The organism is Lacibacter sp. H407, from assembly GCF_037892605.1.
Classification (GTDB): Bacteria; Bacteroidota; Bacteroidia; order Chitinophagales; family Chitinophagaceae; genus Lacibacter.
In genome coordinates, this window is sequence record NZ_JBBKTU010000001.1 from 682465 (window position 1) to 706914 (window position 24450).

At 41.4% G+C, this 24450-nt stretch carries 21 protein-coding genes; 11 read left to right on the top strand and 10 right to left on the bottom strand.

Going from position 1 to position 24450, the window contains the following annotated elements; translation table 11 throughout:
- Positions 1-23: 23 nt before the first annotated feature.
- Both WG989_RS02875 and WG989_RS02880 read right to left on the bottom strand, forming a co-directional pair.
- Positions 24-1394, bottom strand: a complete 1371-nt coding sequence (locus tag WG989_RS02875; protein ID WP_340427213.1) for a beta-helix domain-containing protein — start codon at positions 1392-1394, stop codon at positions 24-26.
- Between the two features lie 35 nt (positions 1395-1429).
- Positions 1430-4228 (bottom strand): TonB-dependent receptor, encoded by a 2799-nt coding sequence (locus WG989_RS02880; protein WP_340427215.1) that lies wholly within the window; start codon positions 4226-4228, stop codon positions 1430-1432.
- Between the two features lie 500 nt (positions 4229-4728).
- On the opposite strand from WG989_RS02880, the gene WG989_RS02885 reads away from it, so the two are divergent.
- The 10 genes from WG989_RS02885 to WG989_RS02930 all read left to right on the top strand — a co-directional run bounded on the left by WG989_RS02885 (position 4729) and on the right by WG989_RS02930 (position 13831).
- Positions 4729-5928 carry a porin gene (locus WG989_RS02885; RefSeq protein ID WP_340427216.1) on the top strand — a complete coding sequence of 400 codons (1200 nt, stop codon included), beginning with the start codon at positions 4729-4731 and terminating at the stop codon, positions 5926-5928.
- An 18-nt stretch (positions 5929-5946) separates the two neighbouring features.
- The gene (locus WG989_RS02890; RefSeq protein ID WP_340427218.1) at positions 5947-6597 is read left to right on the top strand and encodes a DUF47 domain-containing protein; all 651 of its coding nucleotides are present in this window, start codon (positions 5947-5949) and stop codon (positions 6595-6597) included.
- 81 nt (positions 6598-6678) lie between these two features.
- Positions 6679-7818 carry an inorganic phosphate transporter gene (locus tag WG989_RS02895; protein ID WP_340427219.1) on the top strand — a complete coding sequence of 380 codons (1140 nt, stop codon included), beginning with the start codon at positions 6679-6681 and terminating at the stop codon, positions 7816-7818.
- A gap of 96 nt (positions 7819-7914) precedes the next feature.
- Positions 7915-8778 (top strand): glucose-1-phosphate thymidylyltransferase RfbA, encoded by an 864-nt coding sequence (gene rfbA / locus WG989_RS02900; RefSeq protein ID WP_340427221.1) that lies wholly within the window; start codon positions 7915-7917, stop codon positions 8776-8778.
- Positions 8779-8799: 21 nt separating this feature from the next.
- Positions 8800-9855, top strand: a complete 1056-nt coding sequence (gene galE, locus WG989_RS02905) for a UDP-glucose 4-epimerase GalE (protein ID WP_340427223.1) — start codon at positions 8800-8802, stop codon at positions 9853-9855.
- A gap of 172 nt (positions 9856-10027) precedes the next feature.
- The gene (locus WG989_RS02910; protein WP_340427224.1) at positions 10028-10987 is read left to right on the top strand and encodes a transketolase family protein; all 960 of its coding nucleotides are present in this window, start codon (positions 10028-10030) and stop codon (positions 10985-10987) included.
- Positions 10988-11120: 133 nt separating this feature from the next.
- Positions 11121-11813 carry a hypothetical protein gene (locus WG989_RS02915; RefSeq protein WP_340427225.1) on the top strand — a complete coding sequence of 231 codons (693 nt, stop codon included), beginning with the start codon at positions 11121-11123 and terminating at the stop codon, positions 11811-11813.
- Between the two features lie 194 nt (positions 11814-12007).
- On the top strand, positions 12008-12556 hold the full coding sequence (locus tag WG989_RS02920) for an RNA polymerase sigma factor (protein ID WP_340427226.1): 549 nt from the start codon (positions 12008-12010) through the stop codon (positions 12554-12556).
- Between the two features lie 36 nt (positions 12557-12592).
- Positions 12593-13387: a hypothetical protein gene (locus WG989_RS02925; protein ID WP_340427227.1), complete on the top strand. Its 795-nt coding sequence runs from the start codon at positions 12593-12595 to the stop codon at positions 13385-13387.
- Positions 13388-13405: 18 nt separating this feature from the next.
- Positions 13406-13831: a hypothetical protein gene (locus WG989_RS02930; protein ID WP_340427229.1), complete on the top strand. Its 426-nt coding sequence runs from the start codon at positions 13406-13408 to the stop codon at positions 13829-13831.
- A gap of 274 nt (positions 13832-14105) precedes the next feature.
- Here the strand turns inward: WG989_RS02930 and WG989_RS02935 are convergent, their stop codons facing one another.
- From WG989_RS02935 to purD, 8 genes are all read right to left on the bottom strand, one after another.
- Positions 14106-14849 (bottom strand): MBL fold metallo-hydrolase, encoded by a 744-nt coding sequence (locus WG989_RS02935; protein WP_340427230.1) that lies wholly within the window; start codon positions 14847-14849, stop codon positions 14106-14108.
- Between the two features lie 81 nt (positions 14850-14930).
- Positions 14931-15224, bottom strand: a complete 294-nt coding sequence (locus tag WG989_RS02940; protein ID WP_340427232.1) for a hypothetical protein — start codon at positions 15222-15224, stop codon at positions 14931-14933.
- A 92-nt stretch (positions 15225-15316) separates the two neighbouring features.
- Entirely contained in the window at positions 15317-16660 is a 1344-nt protein-coding gene (gene rodA / locus WG989_RS02945) for a rod shape-determining protein RodA (protein ID WP_340427233.1), read from the bottom strand.
- Positions 16660-18753, bottom strand: coding sequence for a penicillin-binding protein 2 (gene mrdA / locus WG989_RS02950; RefSeq protein ID WP_340427234.1), 2094 nt, complete (start codon positions 18751-18753; stop codon positions 16660-16662). Before mrdA ends, rodA begins: the two co-directional genes overlap by 1 nt.
- Before the next feature lie 32 nt (positions 18754-18785).
- Positions 18786-19316: a rod shape-determining protein MreD gene (locus WG989_RS02955; protein ID WP_340427237.1), complete on the bottom strand. Its 531-nt coding sequence runs from the start codon at positions 19314-19316 to the stop codon at positions 18786-18788.
- On the bottom strand, positions 19313-20161 hold the full coding sequence (gene mreC, locus WG989_RS02960) for a rod shape-determining protein MreC (protein WP_340427238.1): 849 nt from the start codon (positions 20159-20161) through the stop codon (positions 19313-19315). The genes WG989_RS02955 and mreC overlap by 4 nt, the downstream gene beginning before the upstream one ends.
- Positions 20162-20204: 43 nt before the next feature.
- Positions 20205-21233, bottom strand: coding sequence for a rod shape-determining protein (locus WG989_RS02965; protein WP_129131681.1), 1029 nt, complete (start codon positions 21231-21233; stop codon positions 20205-20207).
- A gap of 193 nt (positions 21234-21426) precedes the next feature.
- Positions 21427-22731 carry a phosphoribosylamine--glycine ligase gene (purD, locus tag WG989_RS02970; protein ID WP_340427239.1) on the bottom strand — a complete coding sequence of 435 codons (1305 nt, stop codon included), beginning with the start codon at positions 22729-22731 and terminating at the stop codon, positions 21427-21429.
- Between the two features lie 148 nt (positions 22732-22879).
- On the opposite strand from purD, the gene WG989_RS02975 reads away from it, so the two are divergent.
- Positions 22880-24391 (top strand): peptide MFS transporter, encoded by a 1512-nt coding sequence (locus tag WG989_RS02975; RefSeq protein WP_340427241.1) that lies wholly within the window; start codon positions 22880-22882, stop codon positions 24389-24391.
- Positions 24392-24450 lie beyond the last annotated feature (59 nt).

The following is a 24450-nucleotide window of genomic DNA, read 5'->3' on the forward strand; positions in this document are numbered from 1 at the left end:
TGAACTCTTTCGAGTATAATATTTTAGTACACGTTTGTTTGTGGTGTAAAGCTTGTCCAGCCTTGCATCCAGTTCGTTGTTCCAAATGCACCAACATAAGTAGTAGTTGTAAAGCCACTTAAACCAAAGAAGCTTGCACCGGTCAACGCAGGACTACCGGCTTTTGGTAAAAAGTTTGGAGCAGTAAGATTGAATGGATTCTCCAACATTACATCATTAGCAGATGCGTATGTTTTACAGCTATCGACACCTTCTGCTTTTGTTTTAACTGTTGCTGCATTGATCAATGAAGTACTGCTTACTTTATATGGTTCAACAACTCCATGTACAAGGTTATGACGGAAACTTGAACGCCCATCAATGTAAGCTGCAGCAGTTGAATCACTTTCAAACTGGAAGCCGGCATCCATGTAACCAATCAAGATAGAATTGGTCAATGAGAATTGTGTAGAACGACGGAAACGTGTAGTAAAATTGTGATTAGCTAATGTTCCATCAGCACCGTTTGGACCAACAAAAGTAAAGTTGCTTAACTGAGGACGTGTACGTGGTCCGGCAACCGTACCTGCACCATCATTATCACACTCAATACCATTGCCTGCATCGCCACCATCAACAAACTTCGGATCACGAAGTGAAACGGCAAACTGGATACGACCATTGTAGCCAAAGTCGAAATCAAAATCATCATCGGCTGTTGCAAATGCAATCAGGTTTTTGCAATTTACGGTACCGCCAAAAAATTCATATGAATCATCATTACCGTACGATACCTGAATGTTTTCAATCACTGTGCCGTTACCTACGCCACCTAAGGTTAAGCCATTTATCTCAGAGTTAGGATCGGCTGCAATACCTGCAAACTCGATACGTACATAGCGAAGAATACCGCTGTTATCGTTCGCAATACTTCCACCGTACACCGCATTTACACCACCTTCGATGATGGGAGTGGTTGATCGGTTTGTTGGAGCATTCCCTAAAAGAATGATACCACCCCAATCGCCCGGCTTACGTTGACCAGGTACTTTGCCTGATGTAAAGATGATGGGTTCGCTTGCAGTACCATCAGCGATCAAACGTGAATTCTGCTCTACAATAATGGCTCCTTTATTTACTGTATCGCTTAAAATGATAGACCCTGCTGCAATGGTTAACCGGGCTCTGTCGTTTACATACACATATCCTTTTAATGTGTATTTGCCTTTTGGCAGTTCCACATTCTCATTGATACTTCCGCTGATCACTTTTGAGCTGATGATGCGATCCTGCAATGTTGTGCCAACAGGCGTTGTAGAACCATTGTTCACAGTAGAATCATCAATGTTTACTTTAATACAGGCAGTAAAACTTACCGTAACTGCTGCAGCCAATGTCCATAAAAGCTGTTTCATAATCTATTTTTAATATTTATTTGTTTGTTGATGGTTTACTTTCCTTTTAAATCAAAATCATATGTAAAGGCTACTGTAATGGTAGTGCCCGGTGTGTAAGAACTGAATGCTTTATCAATTCCTTTGTTGTATGCTTTTGCTGCATTTCTGTTCTCGTAAGTTTGAATAGGTTGATTTAGAATATCACTCACTGTTAAACGAACTTCTCCTTTTGTCTTTAATACTTTTTGTGAAAGCTGGAAATCAAGAAGATCTCTTGGTCGCTCATAGATATCACCAAAATCTGCATTACCTACCAATGCTAAACGTTGTCCGATCTTGTTATATAATAACGAAACGCCGGTACCGCCTTTTGAATCGTATTGAAATCCTGCGTTCACGAGATAAGGTGATTGGCCTTGCAACGGACGGATTGTAGCAGGCAATGGATTACCTGATGGATCTGTATTTCCCAGCAATACTTCAGAGAAAATCACCGATACATTACCAGACAGAAAGAAGCGTTCTAACCATTCGCTTGACTTAGATAGAAATGAAAGATTCTTGCGTATCTCAAACTCAGTACCATATAAATCGGCACTAACAGCATTCTGGAATTCGTATTGACGGCGTGTGGCTACACTACCACTATTCAAACGCAATTCAATTGGATCAGTAAATTGTTTATAGAAAGCTGCAACAGAAATTACTTCACCGGCTTTGGGATACCACTCAAAACGAACATCAGCGTTGAGGATACTGCTTCGCTTCAAGTCAGGTGTACCTGCCGTTGAAGCAATGGTTTCAAAATCAAAGAATGTAAATGGTGCAATTTCACGGAACTCAGGTCTTGCTACTGTACGTGAACCGGCAATGCGGATATTTGCTCTGCTTGCAGGACTGTATGTTAAATTGAATGATGGAAGGAAATCAATTTTTTCTGTGTTTATAATGATCGCCTTATCTGTTCCCGGAAGTTGCGATTTGAGGAACTGCTGAAAACTTTCAACACGTGAACCCCACACCAAACGCCATTTGTCAGAAATTTTATTATCAAACATCAGGAACCCTGCATTTAGAGCAGAAATACCATAATATTTATCCTGTGGGTTTTGCAACGCAGTGATCATTTCAAATCCACCGTTCTTGATAAAGTTGTCACGGGCAAAAATGCGGTCGAAAGGTTGCGTAAGCAAACTTGCATCACTTGGTTCACTAAAACCAAAGATCGTTGCTCTGAAATCTCTGAAGCGTACCAACGCATTACCACCTGCTTTGATGGTTTGCTTTTGTTTACCAATGTCAAATGTATAAGCCAGTGACACATTATAACCTGCTGCGTGATCACTTAAGCTGCTGAAGAAACGATTGGTATTGTTTCCACGAAGGTTGGCGCTGAACGGATCATTGGAACCGAGACTGCGACCATAAGTGAGTACACGTAAATCGGGTTGCTCTTTACTGTTGTATGAATAGTTGATGTTCCAGGTAGCTTTCAGGTTACGCCAGAATGTGTGCGCACCTTCTAACTGAGAAGATAATAAACTGCGTTGATTCAATACCGATGAACGCAAGCGTACATCTTGCAGATTCTCTGTATTCGGACCTTCACGACGGTAGTAATTATCTTCATACAACTGGTTGAATAAATTCTTGAACGCTACTTTATGATTACGTTTTGTCCAGGCAAAATTGGCAATGGCTCCAACAGTTGTGCTGTATTTATTTTGCTGATCTGCATAACTAAAGAATGCCTGCTGTCCATCTTTTTCAAACAACTCTTTTGTAGCGTTGTAAATAAGCTTTGAATTACGGTATGTAACACCAATTACAGAACCAAAAGCACCACCTTTTTCACTGCGTACTGCATTGGCCCATGTAAGATTGTATGATTGAACAGGACCTGCAACGGAAGTTTGTTCGGCCCAAACATCATCACGAAAGTCAGCAGATATCTGACGACGTTCTTCTGCCGGCAATGTATTGTAAACACCATACTTCATTGGATAAGAAGAAGGAATACTTCTTCTGTCATCAAAACCTAAGTAATCAGTTGAACCACGTTCGTTGCTTACAAAATCCTGAAATGCTGATTGCGTATTGAAACCAAAGCCAACACCAAATGCCAGCGAATTTTTTGTTGGAATATCTTTTGTGTTGATTTGCACCAACCCACCTGCAAACTCACCTGTTAGATCAGGCGTTGCAGTTTTGTTGATGATGATATTATCGATGAGTGCTGAAGGAATTACATCGAATGAAAATGCTTTTTTATCCGGCTCGGATGATGGTAACTGTGCACCATTGATGAGTGCCTGGTTATAACGATCGCCCAAACCACGTACAATTACAAACTTATTATCCTGAATAGATGCACCACTTACACGCTTCAACACTTCGCCTGTATTTTTATCGGGTGTACGACGGATGAAATCTGCCGACAAACCACTTGATAACGATGTGTTGTTCCGCTGAAAACTTAACAACCCAGATGTGTTCTCTCTGCGTGCAGTACTACGGATAATAATTTCTGTTCCTTCTTTTGCAGCAACATCCATTAAAATGGTAAGCGTGTTGTCAATTTCATTTGCCTTTACTTCTACTTCATCCACGGCTTTGGTTTGAAAACCAACAGCGGTTACCGTGAATGTGTACTTCTTTCCCTGTTCTAACAAAACAGAGAAACGTCCTTCAACATCAGCAGCAAACGAGCGGTTGATTTCTGAAACAGAAATAGAAGCGCCCGGTATAGGTTCGTTTTTTTGGTTGAGCACACGGCCGTTAATGCGAATAGATTGTGCAGCTGAAGACAGGGTAATTAGTAACAGAGAAAGGAGATAAAATAGTTTCCTCAAGTTTTTCCTTTGCATAGTATCAATTTGATGCCGCAAAGGAACCCTTGCTATGTTACCCCAAAGTGAAGAGCGTGTTAAGGAAACATTACCTGCATATTAAGCCAATGTTAACGACGGAAGAAAAAACCCGTTGAATCAGTTTATCGGATGCTTGCATATGATTAAAAGAATGATCTGCATAACTGTTTTTGCTCGGAACAGGCACATATGGAAAATTAATATACAGTTAACCGCAGGGTAACAATTGGGTAACATAGAACTGAAACATTTGCGCTTCCCGGTTAAGAATGAATAAGACATTATTCTGATTAACAGGCATTCATACAGCCTCAAGATAAGGCATATATTATCTTTTAATTGCAACGCCCTGCCTTTCCTGGCGGGGCTTTTGGTTAGAGTTAACAATTTGGTAATACGCATAACCCGTATGCCAATGCCCGTTTTCTACACCTTTGCGCTGCAATTAAAAGATAATACCATTGAGAACAATCGTAGGGGCTATGATTGTCGTACTATTATTCATTTCGGACAACCTCATGGCCCAAAACAATCAGCTCGACACAATTAGTACTTCCGCTAAGAAGAAGTGGTACGAAACCATTTCCTTACGTGGTTACATGCAGGTTCGTTATAACCGCTTGTTAGAAACGAATGAAAACCTGAAATGTGAACAATGCGACAAATCATGGGGCGAAGGTGGTGGATTCGCCATTCGACGTGCACGACTTATCTTAAGTGGCAACCTCACAAAACAAATCTACTTCTACATTCAACCCGATTTTGGCAGCACCGTCGGAACATCACAAAATGTATTCCAGCTACGTGATGCATATGTAGATGTTGCGTTCGATAAAAAAAGTGAGTTCAGAGTTCGTATTGGTCAAAGTAAAGTACCGTATGGTTTTGAGAATATGCAATCGAGTCAGAACCGTTTGCCGCTCGACCGGAACGATGCGATGAACAGCGCTGTATCGAACGAACGTGATCTGGGTGTATTCTTCTATTGGGCTCCTGCAAAAACAAGAGAACAGTATCCCGAGTTTATTAATGATAACAGAAAAGGATCAGGTGATTATGGTGTATTTGCATTTGGAGTATATAATGGTCAAACTGCGAACAAACCTGAGCAAAATAAAAAAGCTCATATTGTTTCAAGACTCAGCTATCCCTTCAAAATAAAAAACCAGACAATTGAACCGGCCATTCAGGCATATACCGGCCAATACGTGTTACCCACCGATGTGCGGACAGCCGGGGTTAAATCAGTAAAAAGTTTTGAATACAGAGATGAACGTGCCGCTGTAAGTTTTAACTTGTATCCCAATCCTATCGGTTTACTTACGGAATATAACTGGGGACGTGGCCCGCAATACAATCCGGTTAATGATTCCATTGAAGTAAAAAACCTGCGTGGTGGTTATGCTACACTCTATGGACGCATAAAAAGTAAAACAAAGAAAGACATGTTCTTTTTTCCATATACCCGTGTACAACAATATGAAGGTGGAAAAAAACATGAACTGGATGCAAGAAGTTACAATGTAAAAGAAATTGAAATGGGCGTTGAGTGGCAGATGAACCGCTTTTTTGAAATTACGGCTGCTTACACTATTTCAAAGAGAAGATTCGAAGATTCTAAGTTGCGTGAAAATTACCAGCAGGGAAACTTGTTGCGATTACAGGCACAATTAAATTTTTAACATCATTAAATCAACCGTATGTCAGTGATCAATTCGTTCATGAAATTCTTTCTGCCCAAGGATCGTATTTTTTATCAGTTGTTTGAAGAAGTATCTGTAACATCTTTAGAAATGGCAGTACTGCTTAAAAAGATGGTAAACGAACGTGAATTTGATGTACGGGCCGATATTATACGCCAGATCGAAGACCTGGAACATAAGAATGATGATTTGACACACAAGATATTCACGGAGCTGAGCCGCAACTTTATTACTCCTTTCGATCGGGAAGATATTCACTATCTCGCCTCAGCAATGGACGATGTGGCGGATTATATTTTTGCGTCTGCTAAAAAGATCAACTTTTACCGTGTAGATCCACAACACGAAAGTTTCAGCAAAATGGCTGACCTGATTGTACAAGGTTGCGAAAACATTAAGATTGCTGTTACCGGTTTAAAGGATATGAAAAATATGCGCCAGATCACAGATGCATTGGTACGCATTAACAGCATCGAAAACCAGGCCGATGATGTGTTTGATTACAGCATCGAACGCTTGTTTGCAACAGAGAATGATGCCAAAGAAGTAATCAAGAAAAGAGAAATTTATCAGGTAATGGAAATTGCAACCGATAAATGTGAAGATGCAGCGAATGTAATTGAATCTATTATTGTGAAATACGCATAAACAATTTGAAAATGTAAAGCATGCAACAACTGCCGGCTTCATTTTCAAGTTTTCAAATTACTTCCTTTTCAAATTGATCTAATGACTTTACTTGTAATCATCATAGCACTGGCTCTCATTTTTGATTATATCAATGGCTTTCATGATGCGGCCAACTCTATTGCCACCATTGTATCAACCAAAGTATTAACACCGTTTCAAGCGGTGGTGTGGGCAGCGTTCTTCAACTTCGTAGCCTTTTTCATTTTTACTGATCATGAAGTGGCGAACACGATTGCCAAAACAGTACACAAAGAATTTATCACAATGCCGCTTGTTTTGTCTGGATTAATTGCGGCCATTTTCTGGAATCTGCTCACATGGTGGTATGGTATTCCTTCTTCATCATCACATACATTGATCGGTGGATTTGCGGGTGCTGCTATTGCGCATGCCGGTTTCCAGAGTATTGATCCAACGAGTATTTATAAAACACTCATCTTTATTATTCTTGCTCCCATCATTGGAATGCTGATCTCCATTTTTATTACGCTTGTTACCATTCAACGTAATTTCTGGCTCAAGATCGCTATCATCACTTTACTCATCAGTGCAAGTATTATTTTCATTCCATTCAAAAAAGATTTTGAACGCTGGGCCTTGCTTGGTCTCGGAGTAATTTTTGTGGGGACCTATATTTACAACCACTTGCGTGGTGAAACGGCTTACCGTACAGCCAATATGTATAAAAAATTGCAGCTGGTTTCATCCGCCATCTTCAGCATTGGTCATGGTGGTAACGATGCACAAAAAGTAATGGGTATCATTATGGCTGCATTGATCGCCTACGACCCTACGCAGTTCCGTTTAGGTGAAATGCCTAACTGGATTCCCATTGCCTGCTACTCGGCTATTGCACTTGGCACCATGAGCGGCGGCTGGAAGATCATTAAAACCATGGGCACCAAAATCACCAAGGTTACACCACTGGAAGGTGTTGTTGCTGAAACTGCCGGTGCTATCACGTTGTTTACAGCTGCCAATCTAGGTGCGCCGGTTAGTACTACGCATACCATTACCGGTTCTATTGTGGGCGTGGGAGCTACCCGTCGTTTAAGTGCGGTACGTTGGGGTGTAACCATCAACCTGTTGTGGGCGTGGATCTTAACCATACCTGTGAGTGCAGGTGTGGCTGCATTGGTGTATGCACTGTTTCACTTCTTTATTCCGGGGTTTGATTAAACCACACCAGATAACATTGAAGAATCCAACCCCTAAGGTTGGATTTTTTATTTATAGCAGGTAGTTGCATCTTTGCGACTCAACTATTAAGAACACATGAAAGGAATTATTCTTGCAGGCGGATCGGGTACCAGATTGCATCCCATCACCTTTGCGATCAGTAAGCAGATCATGCCGATCTATGATAAGCCGATGATCTATTACCCATTATCTGTTTTGATGATGGCAGGTATCCGTGAAATTTTAATTATCTCTACCCCGCAGGATCTGCCCAACTTCAAACGACTGTTTGGCGATGGAAGTACACTCGGCGTGAGTTTTACATACGAAGAGCAAGCTGTTCCAAATGGCTTGGCACAGGCATTTGTAATTGGCGAAAAATTCATTGGCAACGATAGTGTGGCGTTGGTGTTGGGTGACAATATTTTCTACGGTGCAGGACTGGGCAAATTACTCGCCAACAATACAAACCCCGATGGCGGAATTATTTATGCCTATCATGTAAGCGATCCGGAACGTTATGGCGTAGTTGATTTTGATGAAAACTTCAATGCTTTGAGTATTGAAGAAAAACCTGCTGAACCGAAAAGTAATTATGCTGTTCCCGGTTTATACTTCTATGATAATGATGTGGTACAGATCGCAAAAGATTTGAAACCAAGCCCTCGTGGTGAATATGAAATTACCGATGTAAATAAAGAATACCTGAAACGTGGCAAGCTGAAAGTATCCATTCTTGACCGTGGCACTGCGTGGTTAGACACAGGTACGTTTGATTCGTTAATGCAAGCTTCACAGTTTGTACAGGTAATTGAGCAGCGACAGGGAATCAAGATCGCCTGTATTGAAGAAATTGCATGGCGTAAAGGATTTATTACAACTGAACAATTGCAGGAGCTGGCGAAACCATTATTAAAAAGCGGTTACGGACAGTATATCATGAATCTCATCAAACAATAAACAAACAGCGATCAAACAACTATGAATAAGATATTAGTTACAGGCGGATGCGGATACATTGGAGCACATACCATTGTTGACCTGGTTGAAAACGGATACGAAGTGGTATGTGTTGATAATAATTCACGATCAAACATGAAACTGCTGGATGGTGCAGAAAAAATCCTGGGCCAAAAAGTAAAGAATTACAAAGTAGATCTCTGCAATTATGATGAAACCTATGCGGTGTTGCAGGAGAATCCTGATATTACCGGTGTTATTCATTTTGCAGCCTACAAAGCAGTTGGTGAAAGTGTAGAACGTCCGTTGATGTATTTTGAAAACAATCTTTTATCACTCATCAACCTGCTGAAATGTGTGCAGGAATTTCAGATTCCTCATTTTGTATTTTCATCTTCCTGTACAGTTTATGGTAATCCTGATGTGGTACCTGTTACTGAAGAAACGCCACCGAAGCCGGCCGAAAGTCCATACGGTTATACCAAACAAATGGGTGAGCAGATCGTAAGCGAAACCGTAAAAAATATTTCTACCAACGCTATTCTGCTTCGTTACTTCAACCCGGCGGGTGCACACCCAAGTGGCATTATTGGTGAATTGCCCGTTGGTCGTCCGCAAAATTTGGTACCGGCTATTACACAAACCGGCATTGGCAAATTGCCGCAAATGGTGGTGTATGGCAATGATTACGATACAAGAGATGGTTCCTGTGTGCGTGATTTTATTCATGTGTGCGATCTGGCGCATGCACATACATTGGCCCTTGATTACCTCGTACAGAAAAAGAACATCAGCCGCTGCGAAGTATTTAACCTCGGCACCGGTAATGGCGTAACGGTGCTGGAAGCCATTCAAACGTTTGAAAAAGTAAGTGGCGAAAAACTCAATTACAAGATCGGTCCACGCCGTGCGGGTGATGTAGTGGCAACTTATGCGAATAACGATAAAGCAAAAACATTGCTCGGCTGGGATCCAAAGTTCAGCCTCGACGATATGATGTCTACCGCCTGGCAGTGGGAACTGAATGTAAAGCGGGACGAAGGCTTGTTCAACAGCCAGAACAGCGTACTGAATTAATGCAACAACAGCATTTATTGCTGCAACAAAAACCGTTACGGGAAGAAATATCCGGTAACGGTTTTTTGTTTCTCATCAACTCAAAACTTTCCCTTTTCTTTGCAGCAAAATTAAAGTTTGCCTTAGTTGATGGCTTTATCAACGGGTTACATTCAATCTAAATTTTTTGCAAATGGCATTACAGGATATTCAGGTAAGTGGTAATAAAGATACCCGCAGCGGTTTTGGTGATGGTATTTTAGAAGCCGCCCGTAAAAACGAAAACGTAGTTGCATTAACAGCCGATCTCGCAGGTTCATTAAAACTGCAGGCCTTCATTAAAGAATTTCCGGAGCGTTTTATTCAGGTAGGTATTGCCGAAGCAAACATGATCGGTATTGCAGCCGGTTTAACCATTGGCGGTAAAATTCCTTACACAACGACGTTTGCCAACTTCAGTACGGGCCGTGTGTACGATCAGATCCGTCAGTCAGTTGCTTACAGTGATAAGAATGTAAAGATCTGTGCATCACATGCCGGTTTAACACTGGGCGAAGATGGTGCAACCCACCAGATCTTAGAAGATATTGGTTTGATGAAAATGTTGCCTGGAATGACCGTGATCGTTCCTTGCGATTACAATCAAACCAAACAGGCAACCATGGCTGTGGCTGAACACCATGGACCGGTTTACCTGCGTTTCGGTCGCCCCGTATGGCCCATCTTTACAAAGCCTGAAGATGATTTCATTATTGGCAAAGCACAAAAGTTCAGCGATGGTACCGATGTAACCATTTTTGCCTGCGGTCACATGGTTTGGTACGCTATTCAAGCCGGTTTGCAATTGCAGGAAAAAGGAATCTCTGTTGAAGTGATCAATATTCACACCATCAAACCTCTGGATGAAGAAGCCGTATTAGCTTCTATCAAAAAAACCAAATGTGCAGTAACTGCTGAAGAGCACAACATTATTGGTGGCTTGGGTGATAGTATTGCACAAGTTGCAGCCAAGCACTTCCCGATTCCAATCGAAATGGTGGGAACAAAAGATACATTTGGTGAAAGTGGCAAACCAATGGACCTATTGAAGAAGTATGGTTTAGATGTGGTAGATATTGTTGCCGCTGCCGAAAAAGTGATGAGCAGAAAATAAGAGAACTACTTGCTTAGAATAAGAAACCCCGACCGATGTGTTGGGGTTTTGTTTTTAAAGAAAGGCATATTACTTAGAAACATTCTTTAGGCAGTCGGGCAAAAAATGTATCTTCAATACGACGACAAATACCATGAAAAAAGAGTTTTTACACCTCTACATTCTCCTTCTCGTCCTTTCATCAACTGGCTGTTTGAAAATGAAACAACCAAAGTTTGATGGGGTTACCTGTAACAGCAAATGCTATATTCTCACAGGCGTTTTACTTGACTCTGCCTTTAACAAGGGAATAGCTAACGGAGAAGTGAAATTTTATTTCAACTACTCAGGCGGTATATTCGGCAGGACTGATTTTTTAGGAAGAGTGAAAACGGATGCAATGGGAAATTACCGTTTTGTAATGCCCGGCAACGTGTATCAGTATGTGTCTGGATATTTTTATGCAGAAGCATTTAAGGATAATATGTTTAATAGTCCATTCTTTAAAAATAAAGTAGCGAACTATCATCTCGATTCTACTGATTTTGATATCCCGGTAGTAAAGAACCTTTTATTATTCCGGCCAGCAACCTTAAAGCTCAGAATTGTTACAACTACAGTAACTGGCTTTAATTTTTTGACTGTCAGCTATGGTTACGGAAACGGGTCAGACGGAGTTGTTATAAATGGTCCGAGATCAATTGATACAACTATTACATTTAAGACTGCCGGAGACATTCGAACTTTTATTCAAGTTGATGCTAAAGGCAATGGTGTGAATGTTGAAAAATTCGATACAATATTTATTCCTGCAAATAATACAAGGCAGGTGGAAATCAGGCTATAAACTTTTCTAAAAGTTAGTTTAATATAACCACCTAAAAACAGCAGGCGCCTCAGCCTTAGCTGTACAACCTTTTATTACAGACTGGAAAAATTCACCCTCATTAAACTTCTCCCTCCAAATTCCATCTTACCGTCGGCTTTTTCTAACTTTAACCTCGTTCAGAAAGATCCAAACCAGAAAACCTCTATTCAACAATGACGCAACCAGACGACAAGGAATTACTGCTGCAATTCCATGAGCCGGCTACTAAAGAGCGGGCTTATACCCGTATCATCAAGAAATATCAGGAAAAATTATACTGGCATATCCGCCGCATGGTGGTGGAGCACGAAGATGCCAACGATGTGCTGCAAAACATGTTCATCAAAGTATGGAACGGGCTGGAAAACTTCCGGGAAGATGCCCAGCTTTATACCTGGCTGTACCGTATTGCCACCAACGAAAGCCTCACCTTTCTGGAACAACGGAAAAAACGGACAGCCATCTCGATGGACCAGGTTGAAACCGGACTTAGCAACTCCATTAAGGCCGATAAACATTTTGATGCCAACCGGCTGGAATGGAAATTACAGTTGGCCATCCAGCAACTGCCTGAAAAACAGCGTGCTGTGTTCAATCTGCGGTATTACGATGAAATGCCGTACGAGCAAATGAGCCGTGTGCTGGAAACCAGCGAAGGAGCGCTCAAAGCAAGCTATCACCATGCCGTGAAAAAAATAGAGGATTATATCCTCAACCGTTAAACTTTCAGCCTCGAAAATCATCTATAGATACAGAAAATGACACGTAGTAAAGACATATTGAAGGAGTTAGAAGACATCAGCCCCGTTGTGGCGCAACTAAACCCCATGGTTCCGTATCAGGTGCCCGAGGTTTATTTCGACACTTTGAGCTCGGTGATCATGGCACGAATTGCTGCCGGCGGACATGAAGAAAATTCATTGCTGCAGGTGGTGGGTAAACAAATGCCGCAGGATGTGCCAGCTGGTTATTTCGAAAATTTAGCTGACGATATTCTTTCCAAAATCAACAGAAAACAGGAGCAATCGGTGAATGATGAGTTGAAAGAATTGTCACCGGTGTTAGCCCGCATCAGCAAAACAAATGTGTATGAAGTACCGGTTGGTTATTTTGATGGAATTGCAGCAACTGTTGCCACACAAACAACTTCGGCAACAAAAGTTGTTTCCCTCTTCAGCCGCAAATTATTGATCCGTTATGCAGCAGCCGCTGTTGTGTTTACAATGATTGCATTTGGAATTAACTTCTTCATGAACAACCAAACAACCGTAAATGATACAGTAGATATCATTTCACCTATTAAAACAGAAAAGCAATTTAATAACGAATTAGCTGCATTGAGTGATGATGCTATTGTAAGTTATCTGGAAATGACATCGGATGTAAAAGATGTCGAGAAGATCAGCGAATCAATTGATCAAAGCAAGTTGCCTGAAGAAACAGATTATATGGATGATGTGTTTCTGGATTCATTGATGAAACAATTGGAACAACCGGAAGCAAACAACAACACAACAGAACCACAAACAGAAACAGAAACAGAAACAAAATAAGAAACGGAGGAACAGATTATGAAAAAAATATTTACACTGATGATGATCGTTGCATGTAGCTTAACAAGCTATGTGTATGCTCAGGACCAACCCGATCCGAAAGAACAGGAAAAGATCCAGGCATTGGAGATCGCATTCATCAGCAGAAAGTTGAATTTAACTACGGATGAAGCACAACGTTTCTGGCCCATTTACAACGAATACAAACGAGATGTTCGGCAGGTAATGATCGCACAAAAGAATAACAGCAACCGTGATATTGTTGATGATGAACAGAAGATCATTGATGTAAGAAAAAAATATCGTGATCGTTTTGTTGGTGTGATAGGACAGCCCAGAATGAATAAATTCTTTCAGGCCGAACGTGAATTTCGTGGCGTGTTATTGAATCAGTTAAAAAACCGCCCCAACAGGCCAATGTTGCAACGTCAAAAGAGAAATTAATTTGGAATTTTAATTTCTTATGCTATAAATTTGCGAATAGGTGTTTTTCATAGGTTAGCAACGGCCGACTCTTTTCAGGGTTGGCCTATTTTTTTGCCCTGAAACCTGCGCCAGCAAAGCATTTCAGCTAACCCAAAAAACAAAAAAAGCATGAATGATGTTGCTTGTTCATCATTCATGCCATCTGCTTAATAAGAGGTTTGAATTCCCTACGTTACATAAAAATTGAATATGTAGTAATACGTCTACAAAACGATTATGCTTCAGCAACGAATCAAAAGCTGAATACCGGAGTTTTAAGATCATGATAAAATAAAAATTTCCAGTTCTCTTTTTGACCCTGCTCCCACCATTTTACACGAAGATCAGCAGCAAGCTTTCCATCAAAATCGTACTTGGTTACAAACTTCGTTTTCATTTGGAATAACTGCGGTGCCACATCACCACCAAAGAAAACCGTCTCGTCATTTTCTTTGATCCAGAATGCCTGGTGCCATGGGCTATGTCCGCCTGTCCATTCATAATGGATGTACTCATCAATTACACCGGAGCTTTCGATCAATTGTACTTTATCTGATTCAGCTAATAAACTCACATCATCAATTGCATACGACTTCGAGAGTTTGCTTACTGCAATTTCCAGTTCCTGTTGATTGACGATATAAGTTGCATTGGGAAAACTTAAAAACTGTTGTTGCAATACAGCATCTTCTTTGCTTACACCACCTGCATGATCTTTATGCAAATGACTCATCAATACTTTTGTTACTTCCATGGGATTAATGCCGGCCTGCATCAGATTGTGATGGATCTGCAACGTACCATCGGGCATTGTAAAACCAAGACCAGTGTCAAGTAATAAAATATCTTTTTCAGTGATCACCACAAAGGGTTGTACTTCTACCAACAAACTACCTACAGGTCGGTCTTTGATATTATCACGTTCGGGATCAAAGGGAACAAATTTTTTAGAACCATCTACTGTAAAACTACCTTCAGAAAGTGGAATTATTTTCATGTATACTGTGTTATCATTTCATGTATCCTGTTGTATACAATACAACATTGAGGCTGCAAAGATACAGGCACAGCAACGAAATCAGTTCATAACCAGTTTGGGTGCGCCGATCATGGAATCAAAGATGAAAAGTTCATCCAGTTCATAATGAATGAACTTACTGATGGGAAACCGATCAATGAGTGCGGCTGCTTCCATTTCAGAGGCGGCATTCAACACCACCCATCCCTTACTGCGTACATCGTTTACACAATACGTAACAATCACTTCATCACGCATTAATTCATTTACATATTGGCGATGTCCGGGGATCAATGCCCAAAATTCATCATCGAGCATATCAGGCAAATAAAACGTGCAGAGATACTTTTTCATTTGTTTGTTTTAGCAGTGATCAATCGCTGCAAATACAGCATGAACTAAAACACGATTATGAAACAGCGGGACTTGAAAAAAGTTGATACAGCTTACCGTAACACCATACTTCGGTCAGCATCCAGCCGCAGCATAATAAAGATCAGGATGGTAAATGTAACCAACGATGACCCTCCATAGCTTAATAAAGGTAGTGTAATCCCGATTACGGGCATCAGACCAATGGTCATGCTGATGTTGATCATTACATGAAATAGCAGAATAGCGGCTACGCTGTAGGCATACACACGGGAGAATGTACTTCGTTGCCGCTCAGCCAGGGTAATGATCCGGAACAGGAGCACAAAATACAGGCCCAACAGCAGAGCACTGCCCCAAAAACCGAAACTCTCGGCGATAGCTGTAAAAATGAAATCAGTATGTTGCTCCGGTACAAAATCACCCTGAGTGGTTACGCCTTTCAAAAAACCTTTTCCTAAAAATCCACCGGAACCAATGGCAATTTTAGATTGCTTCACATTGTAGTTATAATCACGTTTTTTTCCGGCTTCCCGTTCTTTTTCAAATTGAGCGATCCGTGCAGGATCCTTCGGAATATAACTTTTACCAAACATGCTCAATACACGTTCGGCCTGGTAAGGTTTCAGAATTTTATCAAACACAATATGGTCAACAAAATATTTAAAGCCCACACATGCGCCTGCCAGCAATACAATAAAAACCATCAAGCCATAATTGCGTCTTATTTTTCGCCACAACACATAACAGGCAATTACAACCGCAGCTGCCATAAAAATGGCATACACAGGAAACGAAAACACAATGGCCGTAACAAACAATACAACAATTGAAAAGCCTGCAATGAGATAAATAGCCGGTAACCCTTCTCTGTACATCACCAGAAAGAATGAAAAATATACCAATGCCAATCCTGTTTCTTTTTGCAAGATGGATAACAATGCAGGACCCAGCGTTAAAGCAAACGCAATTGCATGCGATCGGAAAGTGGTGAATTCAGTTTCTTGCCGGCTTAAATATTTCGCCAATGCAAGTGCAGTAAATACTTTACACAACTCAGCCGGTTGCAAATTGAAACCACCTCCCAATGCGATCCATGATCTTGATCCGCTGATATCTTTCCCAATTACAAACGTGAGTAACATGAGCAAGATACCAGCCATGTACAACAGGTTGGCGATGGTGGTAAAGAATTTACTATCAGTCAATAAAATAAAAACGCCTACCAATGAACTGATGCCGATAAAGAGTACCTGTTTTGAATAATTTTTTTTCAACTCCAGTAAGGATTGAAAAAAAGCATCCCCATCTCTGAACTCTACTGAAAAAATAGCAATGAAACCAACTGTCACCAATGCATAGTATAACAATACGGTGATCGTATCTACTCCTTTCCCTATGGTGGCCTGATTTTCCATTAACTATGAAACGTGTAATTGAATTTCTTAATGACGAACCGATCGGATGGTAAAACAGCCATCATTTTTTCTGTTTGACTATTTTGTTGCGGCTTTTCTGCAGGTACTACTGGAAGCTGTTGCTGTTGCATACCAATTGCCGTTGAATCAACACGCAAACGATTTTGCTTCATACGTATCACTGAATCTTTGATACGTTTGATCGAATCACGTTTGAACAGCTCGTACTTAATACGTGTTGGTGTGATGGTTACATTGCTGATGCGTTCCACTTCTGCTTTTCGTTTATCGCCCGCAATGGAATCCGTTAAAAACTTTTCCATCAACAACGAAGCGATTGGTGCAGCCCATGTAGAACCATACCCTGCATTTTCCACCACCACGCAAATAGCAATCCGTGGATTATCTTTTGGTGCAAACGCCACAAAGAACGAGTGGTTCTGCTGCTTTACATTTCTGAAATAATTTTCTACAGTTCCTGTTTTTGCACACACAGCAAAACCGTCGATGTGTGCATTACGGGCCGTACCATTTGTTACCACCATCTCCATTCCGTCAATTACTGCCTGGTAGTAATCATTGGGAATATGCAAAGGCGAAATTTTCTGACGGTACTTATTCAACACCGTATCTTCCGGCGTTTCGCCGTCAATATTTTTCACAAAGTGTGGCGTGTAATACCAGCCACGGTTAGCAATCAGGCACATGGCGTTGGCCATTTGTAATGGGGTAGCTTGAATTTCGCCTTGCCCAATACCCAGCGATGCAATAGTGCAGGAACTCCAGCCACCTTTTCGAAAAACACGATTGTATCGTGCAGTGTCCGGAATAAACCCGGCATATTCACCCGGCATATCAACCCCAAGACGATGACCTAGTCCGAAGCCGGTCATATATTCTTTCCATTTCAACAATCCTTTCTCTACATCTTTATACGCAGGGTTATCAATGGCCATGCGAAACATATGTGCGTAATACGAGTTGCAGGAGTTGGCAATTGATAAACTCAGGTTTGCAGCATGCCCTGCATTTGAATGCGTGCAGGCAGGCCGACCGCATGGGCCATAACGCCCAAAACAGGCATATCCATAATCCGGTGTGATCAATCCCTCATCCAACGCCACCAATGCACCCAATGGCTTGAACGTTGAACCCGGAGGATACACACCTTGCATTCCACGATTCAGTAATGGCGAGGAAGGATCTAAAAATAAACGGCTGAAATTTTTTCTTGATTCACCACCTGTTAATTCGTTTGGATCATAACTGGGGCCCGATGCCATGGCGATGATGCCACCTGTACTTGGCTCTATCGCCACTACACTGCCCACTTTACCATTCATTAATCGCTCAGCTAGTTCCTGTACTTCAATGTCGATATAGGTATTAAGATGGCGACCGGCTGTTGCAGCTGAATCAAATTCGCCGTTTTCGTATGGACCAATGGGTCGGTTGAAATTATCACGCAGTACATATTGTATACCCCGCTGTCCCATCAATATTTTTTCATAATAACTTTCTAATCCGCTGCGACCGGCAAAATCGCCCATCTGATAAAAATAGTTAGATCGTTTCAGCATGGATGAATCTACTTCACCAATATAACCAAGCAGGTGTGCAGCAGCTTTGTATGGATAACTCCGGATAGGTCGTTCCTGCAAAAAGAAGGCAGGTTGAAACTTGAACAGGTTCTCATTCACTTTTGCATATTGCTCAGGGGAAAGCAGTGGTTCAAAAACTCCCGGACGGTTTCGTGAATTTTTAATGATCGATGTAACAACCCTCTTTTTGAATTCGGCTGTATCAATATTTAAGATGCGGCATAATGCAGATGTATCAACGCCTTTCAGTTGCGAAGGTGTAACCATCAAATCATACATGGTTACGTTATCCAAAATGGCTTTGCCTTTCCGGTCGAAAATAATACCACGGCTTGGATAAACAATTTTGCGGAGGATGGCCTGATCACTCGCCAATTTTGAATACTTGGATGTAAATAACTGCAACGTCATTAATCGTACAAGAATAATGGCGAATACAATACCGATAATAATACGGAAGGTGGTTTGTCGTGACTGATTAAATTCGGCCATAGCCTGTTACTAGGTTTTTCAATAATGGAAGATCAGGTATTGGTTAAAAATTTCTGCTTGCGTATAAAGATAATTTCTATAATGGTAACAAGCAACAAACTTATTACAGTTGACCCGAGTGTTTTTAAAATGAGATATAAAATATTTCCAAACTGGAATGCCTGGATGGTAAATAACAAACCATGATGAAAAAGTGTAAGCACTGATACATAAGTGATGTATTGTGTAAACCCCAAACTTGCTACCGAAGGCTCACGGTAATTAAATTCAACTCCTTGCTGTGGCATTAATAAGTTAATGAGAAAGGGACGCAGGTAACCGATCAATACACAGGCGGCTGCATGAAGCCCCGGCGTTTTTGTAAAGAAGTCAAGACAAATACCAGTAATAAAAGATACGATCAATAATCCACTGCGGCTAAGACTGAACGGCAGCCACAAAATAAACAGGAAATAAATATAAGGAGTGATGTATTGATGCAACGGCGGCACCTGATTGAGTACAAACACCTGCAACAGGATGAATAAAATCAAACGGATAATATTTCGTAAGAGCGTACTCATTTCTTCTTTTTCAAACGGTTTTCAAGTTCCAGTTGTTCATTGCGTTGCAGGTTGGATATCACAAATACATTTTGCAAACGACTGAAATCGTTGGAAGGACGTATCTGCAACAAATAGTTATTACTGCTTTGTTCCGGAATTACTTTTATAATTACGCCAATCATCACACCCGGAGGAAAATCAGAATACTGACTGGTGATAACAGTATCGCCTACTGCCGGTTTTACACTTTTTGGAATATCCCTCAACTGCACCTGCCGGGGGTTTTTGCCATCCCATTCAATACGTCCGCTTTCGCCTGTTTTCTTTAACCGTGCACTGATGCGGCTTTGCTTGTTGAGCATACTCATTACAGTGGCAAAATTATCAGTAGCATCCAATACAACACCCGCTACACCATTGGGTGAAATAACTACCATGCCCGGCTGTACGCCTTGCTTAGTTCCACGATGAATAGTGAAATAGTTATTGGGCTGCGAAACAGAGTTATTTACAACCTCTGCATCCATATACAGGTACTTGCGTTTGTTACCAAGCGTATCAATGGGAATAGAATCAGTGATGATTCGTTGTGAAGTATCGGGGCTTTGAAAATTTTCGGCCAGCTTATTTTGTACTTCGGTTAACCGGCGACGTAATGCTTCATTCTCCTTTTTCAAACTAAAGTAACCGCTTACTTTACTGTACTGGGCTTCAATACTGCCTGTAATTTCACCGGCTGTATCCATATAAGCCGCCTGATGAAATTTGTTGTAGCGGAACAAAAGCATCAGACTGATGACTTCGAGCACCAGGAAAAAAAGTAAGACTGAGAATCGTCTGATAAAAGCAAAAAGATTCCGCACGAAAGGTGGGTTTTATTGGTTCCACCGTTTGTGGATGCTATCATCAGTTGCGCATCACAAACGGGTAGCGATTGTAGTTTTTCAATGCAATACCTGTACCTCTTACCACACTCTTTAGCGGATCATCTGCAATATGAACCGGCAGTTTGATCTTTTGATTCAAACGCTTATCCAGTCCACGTAACAAGGCACCACCACCTGTAATATAGATACCTCTGCGGTAGATATCGGCCGCCAGTTCGGGAGGCGTCATTTCCAAAGCTTTGAGGATGGCTTCTTCTATTTTGAAAATACTTTTATCGAGTGCTTCTGCAATTTCCTGGTAACTCACCATGATCTGTTTGGGAATACCCGTTACAAGATCACGACCGTTTACCGGAATATCATCGGGTGGATTGTCCAGTTCCTTCATGGCAGCACCGATCTGAATTTTGATCTGCTCGGCCGTACGTTCACCAATCAATAAACTGTGGTAGCGGCGAAGTGCTTCCATAATATCAGCTGTAAATTCATCGCCGGCAATACGGATACTCTGATCGCACACGATACCTGCCAACGCAATAACGGTAATACCGGTAGTACCACCACCAATATCAACGATCATATTACCAACCGGTTCTTCTACATCAATGCCAATACCAAGAGCTGCTGCCATTGGTTCATGCAACAGATATACTTCCTGTGCACCGGCCTGCTCGGCACTGTCACGTACCGCTCTTTTTTCTACCTCGGTAATACTGCTTGGTATGCAGATCATCATCCGCCACTTGGGGGCAAACAATGGTTTTTTGGTCAATACTAATTTGATGAGTTCACGGATCATCAGTTCCGCTGCATTGAAATCGGCAATTACACCATCTTTCAACGGACGAACTGTGCGTATACTTTCGTGGGTTTTTTCGTGCATCATCAATGCCTTTTTTCCCACTGCTAAAACGTTCTTTGGATTATTGCGATCAAGTGCTACGATAGACGGTTCATTTACAACAATTTCATCGTTGTGTATAATGAGGGTATTGGCGGTACCCAGGTCCATAGCTATTTCCTGAATAAAAAAGTTGAAGAGTCCCATATTGGTTACTGGAAATTGATTGTTCCGATGCTTGCAAATTTGAGTGAAAAATTTGGAATAACAACGCTAAAACCGTGCCCGTAAGTGTTTTTTCAACAAATTTTTCAAAACATCATCCAACACTTTACCACCTGACTTTTCATTGATGGCAGTAAACAGGAAAAGAAGAGTCGCTCAACTTCGTTTATACGTTTCAGTTAGTATTCAAAAATTCATACCCAATATCGCTGCGGTAATACATTTTTTTGAAGCGGATACTCGACAGTATATTTTTTGATTGTGCCACACAATCAGCTACCTCGTTTCCCATTGATGTTACAGCAAGCACACGTCCGCCGCTGGTTACAATTGTATCTCCTTCAGCAGCTGTGCCGGCATGAAAGATCATGGAACCTTCGACTGTTTGGTCGAGCCCTTCAATTTCATATCCCTTAATATAATCGCCGGGATAGCCACCGCTTACTGCCATCATGGTAACGGCAAAGCGTGGATCCTGTTCTATTTTGACAGTATCAATGGTTCCGTTTGCCGTAGCTGTGAGCAATTCTACCAGGTCGTTTTTAAGCCGCGGAATCACCACTTCTGTTTCCGGATCGCCCATGCGACAGTTGTATTCGATCACATACGGTTCGTTGTTCACCTTGATCAATCCAATGAATACGAAGCCTTTATACACCAAGTTCTCTCTACGAAATCCATTGATGGTTGGCTCTACCACACGATCGATCACTTTTTTCATAAACACATCATCGGCAAACGGAACCGGGCTTACTGCACCCATTCCTCCCGTATTCAAACCGGTATCGCCTTCGCCAATGCGTTTGTAGTCTTTTGCTTCGGGTAAGAGGCAATAATTTTTGCCATCGGTGAGCACAAACACGCTCATTTCAATTCCATTCAAAAACTCTTCGATCACCACACGTTTACCGGCGTCGCCAAATTTGTGTTGATGGATCATCATATCAAATTCAGCCACGGCTTCCAGATGATTATTACAAATGATCACTCCTTTTCCTGCGGCCAATCCATCAGCTTTCAGCACAACCGGCAATGCATGATTCATGAGATATTCTCTTCCTTCATCGAAGTTGACATCGGTAAACTCACGATAAGAAGCGGTTGGAATATTGTGACGCTCCATGAATGCCTTTGCAAATGCCTTGCTTCCTTCTAACTGTGCGGCGTATTTGGATGGGCCTATTACTCCCAGCCAGCCATCAGTAAATGGATTGGTTTGATGTGCGGTTTCAAAATAATCGTACACACCTTTTACCAGCGGATCTTCGGGCCCAACAATTACAAGGTGAATATTTTTGCTGCGACAGAATTCTTCCATTGCAGCAAAATCATCATCGACACGTAATTGCACGTTGATGCCACATTGAGATGTACCAGCATTACCCGGTGCGATGTATAGCTGATCGCATAACGGGCTTTGTGTTAATTTCCACGAGAGAGCATGTTCACGGCCGCCAGAGCCAAGCAGTAGTATATTCATGTCGGATTTTTCTTCGCCCCGAAATTAGTTCTTACATCTCCAACTTCCTAAACCATTCATAAAAACGGGAAGAGTTAACACGAATTATTGTTAGTATTAATTCCTTACTTTCGAAACTTCGCATCGTAAAAAAACATAAACCAATTGTATGAGTGAATTAACTGCACAGAAAGGACATCCGAAAGGGCTATGGGTTTTATTCGGCACTGAAATGTGGGAACGATTTAATTATTACGGTATGCGTGCCGTACTGGTTTTATTTATGACCAAGGCCTTGTTATTTGACAAAGTATTTGCTTCCAATTTATATGGCAGCTATACCAGCCTTGTATATCTCACACCGTTGATTGGTGGCTATATTGCTGATCGCTACTGGGGCAATCAACGTTCCATTATTGCCGGCGGTATTGTAATGGCCTTGGGCGAATTTTTATTATTCTTCTGCGGATCAACCTACCAATCATCACCCGAGTTATCTTCTTTGTTGTTCTTTTCCGGTCTTGGATTAATGATCGCTGGGAATGGATTTTTTAAACCCAACATTTCTTCGCTCGTGGGGCAGCTATACCCAAAGAACGACCGAAGAATTGACCCTGCATACACTATTTTCTATATGGGTATTAATGTGGGCGGTGCTTTAGGTCCTTTTATATGCGGGCTGGTAGGTGATACCGGCGACCCCACAGATTTCAAATGGGCATTTTTGGCTGGTGGTATCGGCATGTTGATCAGCGTGGCTGTACAGTTAGCTTTTCACAAAAAATATGTGCTTGGCCCCGATAATCAAGTACTTGGACTAACTCCAAAAAACACACCCGCAATTTGGATAAAACCAATAGCGATCATTTTAGGACTGGCCGTTTTTTCTGCTCTTGCAATTGGCATGCTTTACATCGATGCAAAAGTGGTGAGTTACTTAACCTATCTGTTGGGAGGTGCCGCTATTTTTATTTTTGTGATGGTAATGGCTGATAAAACACTCAATAAGTTTGAAAAGAACCGGGTGATCGTACTGTTTACAGTTGTATTTTTTGTGATCTTTTTCTGGAGCGCTTTTGAGCAGGCCGGAGCATCGCTTACATTTTTTGCTGAAGAACAAACACAACGTGATCTTGGATTTTATACAGTGCCTGCCAGCTGGTTTCAATCGCTCAATTCAATTTTTGTAGTGGCCTTTGCACCTTTATTTGCATGGCTTTGGATAAAGCTTGGTAAACATGAACCCTCTGCCCCTACCAAAATGGCGATCGGTTTGTTTTTACTTGCAGTTGGTTATTTGTGGATTGCATTTGGTGTAAAAAATGTTGGCACAGGTATTAAAGTAAGTATGATCTGGCTTACGGGTATGTATGCGTTACACACATGGGGCGAACTCTGTTTGTCGCCAATAGGATTGTCGCTTGCAAACAAACTTGCACCGTTTAAATATGCTTCACTTCTTATGGCCGTATGGTTTTTAGGCAATGCATTTGCCAATAAACTGGCGGGTGTTTTGAGTGCTTTGTATCCAGATGGAAAAACAAAATCGTTCATGGGTTATGAAATGAATAACAACTACGATTTCTTTATGTTGTTCGTTGCGATGGCAGGCGTTGCATCACTCATCCTTTTCTTGCTAACCAAGAAACTGCAGACGATGATGCATAGCGATCAACATTGATCAGTTATTTAATGTATATAAAACGAGGGCGGTCGCTAAGCGACCGCCCTCGTTTTTAC

Coding starts and splice junctions, on each gene's coding strand:
- WG989_RS02920 (WP_340427226.1), top strand. CDS start 12,008: ATGACGCAACCAGACGACAAGGAATTACTGCTGCAATTCCATGAGCCG.
- purD (WP_340427239.1), bottom strand. CDS start 22,731: ATGAATATACTACTGCTTGGCTCTGGCGGCCGTGAACATGCTCTCTCG.
- WG989_RS02890 (WP_340427218.1), top strand. CDS start 5,947: ATGTCAGTGATCAATTCGTTCATGAAATTCTTTCTGCCCAAGGATCGT.
- WG989_RS02875 (WP_340427213.1), bottom strand. CDS start 1,394: ATGAAACAGCTTTTATGGACATTGGCTGCAGCAGTTACGGTAAGTTTT.
- rfbA (WP_340427221.1), top strand. CDS start 7,915: ATGAAAGGAATTATTCTTGCAGGCGGATCGGGTACCAGATTGCATCCC.
- galE (WP_340427223.1), top strand. CDS start 8,800: ATGAATAAGATATTAGTTACAGGCGGATGCGGATACATTGGAGCACAT.
- WG989_RS02940 (WP_340427232.1), bottom strand. CDS start 15,224: ATGAAAAAGTATCTCTGCACGTTTTATTTGCCTGATATGCTCGATGAT.
- WG989_RS02935 (WP_340427230.1), bottom strand. CDS start 14,849: ATGAAAATAATTCCACTTTCTGAAGGTAGTTTTACAGTAGATGGTTCT.
- WG989_RS02975 (WP_340427241.1), top strand. CDS start 22,880: ATGAGTGAATTAACTGCACAGAAAGGACATCCGAAAGGGCTATGGGTT.
- WG989_RS02965 (WP_129131681.1), bottom strand. CDS start 21,233: ATGGGACTCTTCAACTTTTTTATTCAGGAAATAGCTATGGACCTGGGT.
- WG989_RS02930 (WP_340427229.1), top strand. CDS start 13,406: ATGAAAAAAATATTTACACTGATGATGATCGTTGCATGTAGCTTAACA.
- WG989_RS02915 (WP_340427225.1), top strand. CDS start 11,121: ATGAAAAAAGAGTTTTTACACCTCTACATTCTCCTTCTCGTCCTTTCA.
- WG989_RS02925 (WP_340427227.1), top strand. CDS start 12,593: ATGACACGTAGTAAAGACATATTGAAGGAGTTAGAAGACATCAGCCCC.
- rodA (WP_340427233.1), bottom strand. CDS start 16,660: ATGGAAAATCAGGCCACCATAGGGAAAGGAGTAGATACGATCACCGTA.
- mrdA (WP_340427234.1), bottom strand. CDS start 18,753: ATGGCCGAATTTAATCAGTCACGACAAACCACCTTCCGTATTATTATC.
- WG989_RS02895 (WP_340427219.1), top strand. CDS start 6,679: ATGACTTTACTTGTAATCATCATAGCACTGGCTCTCATTTTTGATTAT.
- WG989_RS02885 (WP_340427216.1), top strand. CDS start 4,729: ATGATTGTCGTACTATTATTCATTTCGGACAACCTCATGGCCCAAAAC.
- WG989_RS02955 (WP_340427237.1), bottom strand. CDS start 19,316: ATGAGTACGCTCTTACGAAATATTATCCGTTTGATTTTATTCATCCTG.
- WG989_RS02910 (WP_340427224.1), top strand. CDS start 10,028: ATGGCATTACAGGATATTCAGGTAAGTGGTAATAAAGATACCCGCAGC.